The organism is Chryseobacterium sp. GQ58 (genome assembly GCF_059758895.1).
This window is the reverse complement of record NZ_JCAXEH010000001.1, coordinates 666281-679117: the sequence shown is the minus strand read 5'-3', so window position 1 is coordinate 679117 and position 12837 is coordinate 666281. Positions and strand designations below refer to the sequence as shown.

The following is a 12837-nucleotide window of genomic DNA, read 5'->3' as shown; positions in this document are numbered from 1 at the left end:
CTTTAAAATTGTTAGACTTTTTAAAACATCTAATAATTTATGATTTTTTTAACCCGTTTTTATATTTAAATATATAATTTTACGGTTAAACGCGGATAATGAATATAAAACCTTCTGATATACTAGCCATTTTATGTAGTTCAAATAAGAACATAAAATTCAGTCTCTTACACTACTCCTATCATTCATAATAAGCTTTAAGAATATTAAAAAGAAACACAATTTCTGTAGTTACATCATTTGAAAAATTGTGCTAATTTTCAAATAAATCAGATTGTATTAGTTATGAAATACTTATTTTTCCTCTTATTTAGCGTTTCAATATCTGCTCAAAATATAATTGCTGGAAATACTTTTTCAGAGCAAGGTCATCTTTTGAGAAATGTACTTGTTATTAATATAAGTACAAATGAAAAAACGACTTCAAATAATGAAGGATTTTTTAGTATCAAGGCCAATATTAATGACGAATTGAGATTTGTAAAAGAAAATTATGAAAGAGTGATTAAAAAGATTTCCGCTTTGGATTTTTCAAATTTAAGTCCAATTGTACTTATTCAAAAGCCTACTGATATTCAAGAAGTGAAAATAGACTTTGAACCGACAGGAAATCTAAATAAAGATATAAATCTTAAGTCTTCTAAAAAAGTAGCTCTACTTAATAAAGAGATTGGAGAATATATAAAAAAAACAACAACAGAAATTCAATCAAAAAAAAATATCTCCTCTTCTTTTGAACCTAAAGATCCCTATACTGGTCAATTGAATCTACTAAGTGTTGGCTTGGGAGGGCAAGATTCATCAGAAGGCATTATAGGAATGTTATTGAAAGAAGCTTTTCAGAAAAAAAATAAAAATTTAACCTTTTTTGAAACTCAAGAATTCTATAAAAAGATCAAAGATTCAATATATAATGATTATTTCATTAATAATGGATTAAATGATTTTGAATTTGAGCAATATGTTATTTATATGGATCAAAAATACAACTTATCAAAAAAATATTGGATCAATTTTAACACAAAAAAAATCAGTCACTTATTAAAAAAACAATTAAATAACTATATCGAATTAAAGAAAAATTATTAATGAGATTAGATTTTTTCAAATACCTCTATTCTTGACGCTTAAAAAATTTCTTTCTAATATTTTAAAATATATATGATGAAAATAAAAAATGTACTTGTTTTGATCCTTTTTTTTATTTACTTAGGGCTATTTTCACAAAACATATCTGGTAAAGTATATACATCAGAAAACCAAAATATAGTCGGTGTAACTGTTGGGGTTGAAGGAGAAAATATAGGATGTATTTCTCAACAAAATGGAATCTATTTTTTAGATTTAACCAATGTTGATAAAAATAAAAATTTAATAGCATATTTTCCAGGCTTCAATTTATATAAAATCAAAATAAAGGACTTTTTAAATTCTAGCAATCAAAACATCCTATTAGAAGAAAAAACAACGGCAATTAAAGAAGTGATTCTAAATCCTGGAAAAATTATTGAGAAAAATCTTGGAGTTAGAAGTAAATCTAATAATAATTATTGTGGCTATAATTCTAAAAAAAGAAAAGAACAGTATAGTGAATATGCTATAAAAATAAAAAACACTAAACACATTAAAGTAGAAAAAATAAATATAAATATAAGTTCATTTAATACAAAGGACACAATAAAATTAGTTTATAATATTTATAATGTAAAAAATCAGTTACCTGGAGAATCTCTATTGGAAGAATACTTAACAAAGGAGATAACTAGTTCTGATATTACTGATAATGTTATTAGTCTAGATATTTCAGATAAAAACATTTGGATAGATGATGATTTTTTTGTTTCTATTCGCGTTACAAACGATTTTGAAGGATATTTATATCTCAGCGGGAATATATTTGCTTTTTCTCAAGACACTTTTCACAGACTATATTTTGATAAATGGGAAAAGTTTTCATCAGGAGCACCATCAATAAATGTTGATGTAAAAATAAAAAAATAATTTTGTCTTTTTTATGAATAAAATTCATATATTTACAATACAACATTTAAAAAAATTAACCAAATGAAAAATTTAGAGCTATTAAAGAGCAAAGGAAAAACAATCTCTAAAAACAAAATGAAAAATATTGGAGGAGGATATAGCTGGCTTTGGTGCGCATCCCATTCTGTAGATGTTAAAGTATTTGGCGCCGTTATTTATGATGCTCCTGTAGGAGGAGAAGCTGACGAAATGACTTTTGAAGAGTGCAGACGCAAAAGAGATTAAAAATATGCTCATTTAAAAACATAACAGGTTAATATAACCTGTTTTTCTATTTATAACTGTTAGATTAAGTATTGACTAATTCAGATGATGTAAAAAATCCTGTCTCAATATTTGGGACAGGATTCTCATTTTCTATTTCTTGCTTAAAGCATCATCATATCTCTTGCTTACTTCATTCCAGTTCAAAACATTCCAGATTGCGGTAAGATAATCTGCTCTTTTGTTTTGATATTTTAAGTAATAAGCATGTTCCCAAACATCAATTCCCAAAATCGGAGTTCCTTTTTCTTCTACAACATCCATTAAAGGGTTATCCTGATTTGGTGTTGAAGAAACAAACAGCTTACCGTTTTTATCGACAGAAAGCCACGCCCAGCCAGAACCAAAACGTTCTGCTCCTGCTTTATTCATTTTCTCTTTAAAAGCATCCATATTTCCAAAAGTTTCATTAATTGCTTTCGTCAATTTTGCTGAAGGTTTCGTGTTTTTTTCAGGAGTAAGAATCGTCCAGAAGAGCTCGTGGTTGTAATGCCCGCCTGCATTATTTCTAATGGCAGGTGTCAATTTGGAAACATTAGAAAGAATTTGTACCAAATTTTCTTTTTCCTGTGGAGTTCCTGCAATTGCCTTATTCAAATTGGATACATATCCGGCAGCGTGTTTTGAATAATGAATTTCCATTGTTTGAGCATCAATATTTCCCTCCAAAGCGTTGTATGCATAAGGAAGTGGTATCTGTTTAAACTGTGCAAACGCAAACTGCGCCGTAAAAACCGCGCTTAATGCAGCTACTTTCAAAATCTTCATAACTTTCTGTTTTAAAAATTAAACTTTATTTTAGTAATTTCTTAATGTCTTTAATTAATATTTCTCTGTCTGGATGGTATTTTCCTGTGAGTTTAGGAACTTTGCCTTCCGGGTCTTCATAATTCAAGCCTGAGTAATAAAGAATCGGCATATTATCTTTATTATATCTGCAACGAATGTTTCCTTCTTTGTCGACAAGGGCAATCATTCCGCTGTGGTTCAGGCTTTCGGCTTCATCTTCTTTATCACCAACATAAATATTAAACTGATCGGCAATTTTCCCAATATAATCTCTGTCACCAGTCAAAAAATGCCAGTTGGGAGATTTTGTACCAATCTTTTGTGCATGTTGCTTTAAAATCTCAGGTGTATCGTTTTCAGGGTCGATGCTTATTGAGATTATTCCGAATTCTGCATTATTGATCTCTTCTTCAATTGCCTTCATATTGCTGTTCATTACAGGACAAATTGTTGGACATTTACTAAAGAAAAACTCAACTAAATATACCTTTCCAAGCATACCCTTATTACTTATTTTTTTGTTGTTTTGGTTGGTCAATTCAAAATCAGGCACTTTCATTACCGTGTACAGGCTACTTTTAAAATAGCTCATTCCAATACCAATGCCCAAGAAAAGTAAAGCAATAATTACGATCGGAACAATGAGCTTACGCTTTGTATTGCTGGATGGTTTATTATTTCTGGGCATATTTCTCAGGATTTTTCTTAAATTCTTCTTTGCAATAAGCACTGCAAAAACCGTACGTTTTATTTTTAAAGTTGGCAGTATCTTTTAAATATTCTGCAGTTTTCATATGACAGATCGGATCTTCTGCATTGACGACTTTTATATTTTTTAAGTTTTTATCAGAAGAATTCATACTTTTTTTATGCTTTACTTTGGGAGTTTCCTGAGCGCAAGAAATTATGGAAATTGACAATAATGTTGCCAAAATGATTTTAGATTCCATTTTAAATTAATTTGAATGAATAATAATGTGAAATAATTTGGATTTTAAACAAAGCTGTTTTGAGTCATTAAGAATAGTGAAGCATTTAAGAAAAACTAAATTGTCAAGTCTTCTTTATTGAACGAAGCTACATTTAATTCTCCTAAAAATTAATCAAATCTTAATAGTTTAAAAATATTTAAAGTAAAGGCGGATGAAATATCCGGGAAGAATATTCTGAAAGACGGAAACTAAAGAAGTCCAAATTTGGATTAGTTATAAAATCAAAATCTTTTATATCAGCAAAAGAAAATATTCCGTTGGGCAAAAAAACGTCTAATACGGCAATTTTTACTGTTTGAGAATTGTTGGTTTGCTTTTCAGTTTTAGCAAATTCTTTTTTAACATAGCATTTTCCTTTACAGGTTGAATCGAGGATTTCCTTGTTTTCACAGAGGTTTTTTACGATGTAATCATAATTCAGGACATAATTTATCAATGGCAAAATCGGTCGTATTGCAATTGTGAAAATGATGAATATGGAAATAAAAAGCTTCAATAATTAAATTCTGTTTTACAAATATACTACTCATATCGAGTTTATGCTTTACTTATGATGAAAGTCATCGATTATTTATAGTTTCAGTTTCAGACTTGCTTTATCCACACTTCAAAACTTCATTCTCTGGATTCTGACAGCATTTAAAATTGCCAATAAAGCTACGCCCACATCAGCAAAAACAGCTTCCCACATCGTGGCCAAACCTCCGGCGCCGAGAATTAAAACAATCGCTTTCACTGCAAATGCAAGAATAATATTTTGCCAAACTATTCTTTTAGTTTGCTTTCCAATGTTGATGGCCATCGGGATTTTGCTTGGCATATCATCCTGAATAACCACATCTGCTGTTTCGATTGTTGCATCACTTCCCAAGCCGCCCATTGCGATTCCGACATCGCTTAAAGCAACAACCGGAGCGTCATTCACTCCGTCACCGACAAACGCAACAGTTTGTTTTTTTGCTTTTATATCTTTGACTTTATTCACTTTATCTTCGGGCAACAAGTCTCCGAAAGCATTTTGAATTCCCAGCTCATTGGCCACAAATTGTACAACAGAAGTTTTATCACCGCTGAGCATTGTAGTTTTTACATTTAATGCTTTTAATTTCTTGATCGTTAATTGTGCATCAGCCTTGATAGAATCTGCAATTGTAAGAAAACCAACAAATTTTTTATCGTAAGCAACAGCAATCAATGTATAGACAATATTTTCAGTTTTTATTTCATAATTAATGTTGAATTTATCCATCAATTTAAAATTTCCGACCAATAATTCTTTATCATTAATGGTTGCTTTTAAACCATGACCCGCAATTTCCTCAACATTTTCCAGATGAATAGAATGATCGATTTCTCCGACATAATTGTGAATGGCCGTTGCAACCGGATGTGTGCTTTTACTTTCCAGTGCATTGACCAATTTTAGAATTTCTTCTTTATTAAAGTCATTTTTAAAATTAACTTCCTGAACTTTAAAGACACCTTCCGTCATCGTTCCGGTTTTATCCATTACGACATTCTGAATATTTGCTAAAACATCTAAAAAATTGCTTCCTTTAAACAGAATTCCATTTCGGCTTCCCGCTCCAATTCCTCCAAAATATCCCAAAGGAATTGAAATCACCAAAGCACAAGGACAAGAAATCACTAGGAAAACCAGCGCTCTGTACAGCCAATCTCTGAACTGATAATCGGCTACAAAAAAGTACGGCAGAAAAGTAATTCCAATCGCAAGAAATACCACAATCGGAGTGTAAACTTTCGCAAATTTCCTGATAAATAATTCTGTAGGCGCTTTTTGCGCAGTTGCATTTTGAACTAATTCTAAAATTTTGCTCAGTTTGCTGTCTTTGTAGGCAGTCGTCACTTTTATCTGACTTATTGTATTCAGGTTGATCATTCCGGCTAAAACTGTTTCGCCTTTTATTTTGGTATCCGGTTTGCTTTCACCCGTCAAAGCAGCTGTATTGAATGAAGCTTTTTCGGATAATAATTCTCCGTCTAATCCTAATTTTTCACCGGATTTCAATTGAATGATTTCGCCAATATTTACGTTTTCAGCTTTTACAGTTTGGGGCTTTCCGTTTATTAAAATCGTCACCTCATCGGGACGCTGATCGAGCAGAGATTTAATATTTCTTTTTGCTCTTGTTACCGCCATTGCCTGAAAAACTTCGCCAACCGAGTAGAAAAGCATCACCGCAACCCCTTCAGGATATTCTCCGATTGCGAAAGCACCTATTGTTGCAATTCCCATCAGGAAAAATTCTGAAAAAACATCGCCTTTAATGATACTTTTATAGGCATCTATTAAAACTGGTAACCCGACAGGAAAGTAGGCTGTCAAATACCAAACTAAACGAATACAGCCCGAAAACCAATCGTTTTTTATATAATTATCTAAAGCAATTCCTATTAATAATAAAGAAAAAGAGATAATCGCAGGAAGAAACATCTGAAATGTAGATTTGTCTCCTGTATCATGAGAATGACCGTGATCGTGGCCATCGTCATCAAAATGATTCTGCTCTTTTTTTGGTTTTGTACTGCAACATTCTTCCATAACTAAAATAATTTTTTAACAAAATTAACCGTAAATTAAATGCAATGCTATTGCAAACTTTCAAGACAATTTTCACAGATTCCTTTGGCAAAAAGCCTTATTTCATCGATTCTAAAATCCGCCTGAATGTTTTCAGGAAACGAAAAATATTCTTTACAAGTTGTCTGCTTGCATATTTTACAGTAAAAGTGAAGATGCCAGTCTTTGTGCGTGGTTTCGTCACAGCCATCATCGCAAAGTTTATATTTTGTCGTTGTATTTTCCTGAATACTGTGAACGATTCCTTTTTCTTCAAAAGTTTTCAAAGTGCGGTAAATAGTTGTTCGGTCAGCATTTTCAAAATGATTTTCAATTTCGGACAACGACAAAGCTGTTTCCTGAAAACTTAAAAAATCATACACCAAAATCCTCATGCTTGTCGGTTTGGTGTTTTTGTCGATCAATTTATTTTCTATTTCTTTTTTCATGATTATTTAATGTGCGTGTCCTCCTGAATTCGTCATTTTAGCATTAATAAAAAACGCTCCTTTTGTGGCAATTTCTGCGCCTTCCGGAATTGGTTTCACAGGTGTGATTGCTGTATAACCCAATTCTGAAGTACCTTTTACCACTTCTACTTTTTCAAAGTTAATGGTTTTTCCATTGTGTTTTTCATTAGGTTTTCCTTCATGATTATGAGGTTCAGTTTCGCCTTCTTCAAGATGTTCCTCTTCTTTATTGCTTACAAAAAAAATGTAATCTTTTCCGTCCGAGCTTGTGATCGCTGTATTGGGAACTGCGGGCATCAATTGATTGTTTAAACTTACAACCGCTGTAGTATTCATCCCGTCAATCAAACCGTTTTTATTTCCTTTAACTCTGCAATGAATCGGAATCGTTTTGCTCTGATTTTCAAAAGCCGTTCCGATGCTGTAAACTTCCGCATCATATTCTTCAACAGGATTATTTGTTAACGTAAAATGTATATTTTGTCCGACCTTTATTAATGGTAAATCTTTTTCAAAAACCTGCAAATCAAGGTGCAAAGAACTATTATCAACGATTTCAGCAACAGGCGACGAAACATCAATATAACTTCCGATCTGTAAAAAAACATTGCTTATCGTTCCGCTGATTGGCGCGGTAACGGCAAGTCCTGATTTCAGATTTCTATTGGAAACATTTCCCGGGCTGATTCCCATCATCTGAATTTGTCTTTGTAAAGAAGCTCTTTTCGTTCTTAAAGTTTTTAATTCGGCGTCAGCATTTTGCAGATTTTTTTTAGCGCCTGCGTCATTATCAAAAAGTTCTTTCTGTCTTTTGTATTCCTGTTCTGCAAACGTAATTCGACTTCCTGCTGTAAGATATTCTTCCTGTAACTGAATAAATTCCGGATTGGCGATCGTGGCAATTATCTGACCTTTTCGCACAAAATCTCCAACCTGAACATTTAAGGTTTTAATGACTCCGCCGTACAAAGATGTCGCGTTGGCTTTGTTATTATTGGGAACACTCAAAGCTCCGTTTGCCTTGATTGTCGCGGTAAGTTCTTTCATTTCTATTTGCCCTAAAGTAACGCCGATTGCATTCATCTGCTCCTGCGTAAGCGAAGCAAGTTCGGAATCTTCACCTTCTGCGTGTTCTTCGGTTTTTTCTTTTACTTCTCCTGTTTTCTCGGACGTTTCACTTTTTCCACAACTTACTAGAAATAGAAATATGACGAAGATGATATTAAATTTTAATTTCATTTTATTTGTTGATTAAAGAGTTAATGTTGACAACAGTTTGATTGACTTGTTGAATTGATTGCAGATATTTTAATTCGATATTTGTTGCAGTTTGAAGCGCAAATAAGTATTCAACATAAGAAATTTCGCCTGTTTTGTAGCCTAATTGAGCTGCTTTTACAATTTTTTCTGCATTCGGAACAGCCTGATTCAAATAATATTGATACTGCTGGAAATCCATTTGATATTGATCCAACGAATTTTTTAGTTGAGTCTCCAATTGCTGTTGTTGAAATTTGACGTTATTTTCCTCCACCTGCTTTTGGAATTCCAAAGACTTAATTCGTGCTTTTGTCGCACCAAACGTCAACGGAATTGCGACGCCAACACTTACGGAACTAAACCTGTTTCCAGCTCCGTAATATTTTTCCTGTCCGTTCAAAGTATGAAAGCCTATCAAAGACTGATTGGTGTATCCAATGCTGAAATCCGGTAATCCCTGTGCTTTTTCAACATTTTTATTTTTCTCCAAAATTTCCATATTTTGTTTAAAAATCTGGATTGACGGATGATTTGACACCGTTGCATCGTCTAAAAGATATTCAACTAAAGGTTCATATTTTTGAGAAAAGGGAACAGAAATTTCTTCGTCCATATTCAACAAAACTTTTAAGTTTTTATAAGCATTATCTAGGTAAACTTTATTCTGCTGAAACAAAAGATTGATTTCTCCTTTTTGAGTTTCTGCCGTACTTATTTCTATTTTTTTAATATCTCCCGCTTTAAATCTTACCGTTGCAATTCTTATGAAATCACTGTATAAACTGTCGAGATATTGAAGTTTCGTTTGGTTATACTGTAAATATTCGATTTGATAAAAATAGGTTCGGACTTGTTTCGTCAAATCATTTTCTGCAACCTGTTTTTCAATATTTTTTATTTTAATCTCTTCCTGAATCAATTCTTTTCTGGCCTTAAACAAAGTCGGAAACGGAATGCTTTGGGAAATCACAAAAGACTGATCAAATTTCGGACTGTTGTATTGACCGAGCTGCGCGCTGAAATCCATTTTCGGAAGTTCTTTTGCGGTCGGTTTCAAGGCTTCTGAAGATTGAATATTTAAATCTTTCGCCTTTATAGCCGGATTATTTTGCAGCATCAGTTCTATCGCCTCATTTAAAGAAATTTCTCTTGAATTTTGAGCGTTTAAATTTTGACCCGCAAAGAAAAAGCCAAAGAAAACAATAACCGTCAAAGGCTTTTTAAGAAATTTATCTTTAATCTTAATTTTAGAATTAAAAATAATATACAACATCGGCAATACAAATAAAGTAAGAAAAGTCGCTGAAATCAATCCACCGATCACGACTGTCGCCAAAGGTTTCTGAACTTCCGCACCTGCGCTTGTACTTATCGCCATCGGTAAAAATCCGAATGAAGCAACCGCGGCGGTCATTAAAACAGGTCTCAATCTGGTTTTTGTACCTTCAATTACTCTTTTAAAAACATCCGAAACTCCGTCTTTTTCTAATTGATTGAATGTTCCGATCAAGACAATTCCGTTGAGAACCGCAACTCCGAATAGCGCAATAAAACCAACTCCAGCACTGATGCTGAAAGGCATATCTCTCAACAAAAGCGCAAAAATTCCACCAATCGCACTCATCGGAATCGCCGTAAATATCAACGCAGCCTGCTTAAACGAATTAAATGTAAAATACAACAACATAAAAATCAGAAACAACGAAACAGGCACAGCAATCATCAATCGTTTGCTGGCTTCTTTTAAATTTTCAAATTGCCCGCCGTAAGTAAAATAATATCCCGACGGAAGCTTTATTTCTTTTGATAATTTATCCTGAATATCTGTCACTACACTTTCGACGTCTCTGCCTTTTACATTAAAACCAATTACAATTCTGCGTTTTCCTGCTTCACGGCTGATTTGAGCCGGCCCGAGTTTATATTCAATATTGGCGACTTGCGATAAAGGAACCTGAGTCCCCGTATTTGTAGGAACCATCAAATTACTTACATCATCAATATCGGTTCGGTAAAGCGTATCTAACTTTACGACAAGGTCAAAACGTCTTTCATTTTCAAAAATCTGCCCCGCTACTTTTCCTGCAAATGCAGTACTTAAGACATTATTTACCTCTTCTACATTCAAACCATAATTGGCAATTCTTGTTCTGTCGTAAGTAACATTGATTTGCGGAAGCCCGCTTACTCTTTCAACCTGCGGAGTGGTTGCTCCTTCTACATTTTGAATCACTTCACTTACTTTATCTGCATAAATAGAAAGCGAATCCATATTTTCACCAAAAATCTTTACGGCAACATCTTGCCGGATTCCGGTCATCAATTCGTTGAAACGCATCTGAATCGGCTGATTGGCTTCAAAGAAAACACCCGGAATTACTTCCAATTTTTCCATTATCTCATTAGAAAGTTCAGCATACGACTTGCTTGATTTCCATTCTTTTTTAGGTTTTAAAACAATAATTATATCTGTTGCTTCGGGCGGCATCGGATCTGTAGGAACTTCTGCCGAACCTGTTTTTCCGACCACCATCTTTACTTCATCAAATTGTTTAATAATTCTTGAAGCCTGCATTGACGTTTCGATACTTTGGCTCAATGAACTTCCCTGCGGTAAAATGCAGTGAAACGCAAAATCTCCTTCTTCCAGTTGTGGGATAAATTCGCCTCCCATTCTGCTAAAAATAAATAATGAAATACTGAACAAAATAACCGTAAATCCTACAATTGCATATTTAACTTTAATGGCTTTTTGTAAAAGTGGCTGATAAATCTTCTGTATCCAATTCATCATTTTATCCGAAAAATTTTCTTTGTGTGAAATTTTCTTTGAAAGGAAAAGCGCACACATCATCGGAATATAAGTCAATGAAAGAATCAATGCTCCCAAAATCGCAAAACCTACTGTTTTAGCCATTGGCGAGAACATTTTCCCTTCAATTCCAACTAAAGTAAGAATCGGGATGTAAACAATTAAAATGATAATTTCACCAAAAGCGGCACTTCCACGAATTTTTGATGCTGAAAGAAAAACTTCTTCATCCATTTCGTTTTGAGTAAGCTTTTTCATAGATTTTCGTAAGCCCAAATGATGCAAAGTTGCCTCAACAATAATTACAGCTCCGTCGACAATCAAACCAAAATCGATCGCTCCCAAACTCATTAAATTGGCACTTACTCCTAAAACATTCATCATTCCTAATGCGAATAATAATGATAAAGGAATCGCCGATGCCACAATCAATCCAGCTCTGAAATTACCTAAAAACAATACCAAAACGAAGATTACAATCAAAGCTCCTTCTATCAAATTCTTTTCGACGGTACTTATTGCACGGTCTACCAATTCCGTTCTGTCTAAAAACGGTTCAATGATAATATCTTCCGGCAAAGATTTTTGAATGGTCGGGATTTTTTCTTTAACCCTATTAACGATATCATTACTATTTGCGCCTTTCAGCATCATCACAACTCCTCCGACCGCATCGGTTTGTCCGTTGTAAGTCAATGCTCCGTAGCGAGTTGCGTGTCCGAAACGAACATCTGCAACATCTTTTATGAAAACAGGAATATTACTTGTATTTTTTACTGCGATATTTTTAACGTCTTCCAATGAGGTTGCCAAGCCAATTCCACGAATGAAATAGGCATTCGGTTTCTTGTCAATATAAGCTCCGCCAGTATTTTCGTTGTTATTTTCAAGAGCCGTGAAGATTTCTGAAATGCTCACTCCCATTGCTTTTAGACGATAAGGGTTTACAGCGACTTCATATTGTTTTAAATCTCCTCCGAAGCTGTTTATTTCTGCAACGCCTTCTGTTCCGTACAATTGTCGGGCAACAATCCAGTCTTGCATTGTTCTCAAATCTTTGGCATTGTATTTTTTTTCACTTCCTTTTTTTGGATGCAAAATATACTGATACACTTCACCCAATCCTGTGCTTACCGGCGCCAATTCAGGAATTCCGATTCCTTTTGGGATATATTCTTCAGCTTGTTTTAATCTTTCGTTAATTAATTGCCGGGCAAAATAGATGTCAACTTCATCTTTAAAGACAACGGTAATTACTGATAATCCGAATCTTGAAATGCTTCGGGTTTCTTCTATATCGGGAACAGTGGAAATACTTTGTTCAATGGGAAAAGTTACCAATTGTTCGACTTCCTGACCTGCCAAAGTAGGACATACTGTAATAATCTGTACCTGATTGTTGGTAATATCAGGAACGGCATCAATGGGTAATTTGGTAGCGCTCCAAACTCCCCAAATAATAAGCAACAAAGTCATTATACCTACAATGATCTTGTTCTTTATACTAAATTTTATAATATTATCTAACACAAATTGAGATGTAATTTGTGATTGTCTGTTGTGAAAATACTAATCTTTCTCATGCAACATGCGTGAGGAATTTAATATTGTTTCAAACAATCTGTT

Annotated in this window: 11 protein-coding genes; 3 read left to right on the top strand and 8 right to left on the bottom strand. The window is 33.6% G+C overall.

All coding sequences use genetic code 11. The annotated features are described in order from the left end of the window. Positions 1-285: 285 nt before the first annotated feature. The 3 genes from AC6CHK_RS03145 (at position 286) to AC6CHK_RS03135 (ending at position 2268) form a co-directional block, all read left to right on the top strand. The gene (locus tag AC6CHK_RS03145) at positions 286-1089 is read left to right on the top strand and encodes a hypothetical protein (RefSeq protein ID WP_498093475.1); all 804 of its coding nucleotides are present in this window, start codon (positions 286-288) and stop codon (positions 1087-1089) included. A 72-nt stretch (positions 1090-1161) separates the two neighbouring features. Further along, on the top strand, positions 1162-2001 hold the full coding sequence (locus AC6CHK_RS03140; protein ID WP_498093473.1) for a carboxypeptidase-like regulatory domain-containing protein: 840 nt from the start codon (positions 1162-1164) through the stop codon (positions 1999-2001). Positions 2002-2064: 63 nt separating this feature from the next. After that, positions 2065-2268 (top strand): hypothetical protein, encoded by a 204-nt coding sequence (locus tag AC6CHK_RS03135; RefSeq protein ID WP_498093471.1) that lies wholly within the window; start codon positions 2065-2067, stop codon positions 2266-2268. Positions 2269-2400: 132 nt separating this feature from the next. On the opposite strand, the gene AC6CHK_RS03130 is transcribed toward AC6CHK_RS03135, so the two are convergent. From AC6CHK_RS03130 to AC6CHK_RS03095, 8 genes are all read right to left on the bottom strand, one after another. Continuing rightward, positions 2401-3075, bottom strand: coding sequence for a superoxide dismutase (locus tag AC6CHK_RS03130; RefSeq protein ID WP_498093469.1), 675 nt, complete (start codon positions 3073-3075; stop codon positions 2401-2403). A gap of 25 nt (positions 3076-3100) precedes the next feature. After that, complete coding sequence (locus tag AC6CHK_RS03125) at positions 3101-3784, bottom strand: SCO family protein (protein WP_498093467.1); 684 nt, start codon at positions 3782-3784, stop codon at positions 3101-3103. Continuing rightward, positions 3771-4046 (bottom strand): YHS domain-containing protein, encoded by a 276-nt coding sequence (locus tag AC6CHK_RS03120; protein ID WP_498093466.1) that lies wholly within the window; start codon positions 4044-4046, stop codon positions 3771-3773. The genes AC6CHK_RS03125 and AC6CHK_RS03120 overlap by 14 nt, the downstream gene beginning before the upstream one ends. A 178-nt stretch (positions 4047-4224) precedes the next feature. Then, the gene (locus AC6CHK_RS03115) at positions 4225-4584 is read right to left on the bottom strand and encodes a hypothetical protein (RefSeq protein ID WP_498093464.1); all 360 of its coding nucleotides are present in this window, start codon (positions 4582-4584) and stop codon (positions 4225-4227) included. A 111-nt stretch (positions 4585-4695) separates the two neighbouring features. After that, the gene (locus AC6CHK_RS03110; protein ID WP_498093462.1) at positions 4696-6651 is read right to left on the bottom strand and encodes a heavy metal translocating P-type ATPase; all 1956 of its coding nucleotides are present in this window, start codon (positions 6649-6651) and stop codon (positions 4696-4698) included. Between the two features lie 47 nt (positions 6652-6698). Then, the gene (locus tag AC6CHK_RS03105) at positions 6699-7118 is read right to left on the bottom strand and encodes a Fur family transcriptional regulator (protein WP_498093460.1); all 420 of its coding nucleotides are present in this window, start codon (positions 7116-7118) and stop codon (positions 6699-6701) included. A 6-nt stretch (positions 7119-7124) separates the two neighbouring features. Beyond that, positions 7125-8378: an efflux RND transporter periplasmic adaptor subunit gene (locus AC6CHK_RS03100; protein WP_498093458.1), complete on the bottom strand. Its 1254-nt coding sequence runs from the start codon at positions 8376-8378 to the stop codon at positions 7125-7127. 1 nt (position 8379) lies between these two features. Continuing rightward, positions 8380-12741 (bottom strand): CusA/CzcA family heavy metal efflux RND transporter, encoded by a 4362-nt coding sequence (locus AC6CHK_RS03095; protein WP_498093456.1) that lies wholly within the window; start codon positions 12739-12741, stop codon positions 8380-8382. Positions 12742-12837: the final 96 nt, after the last annotated feature.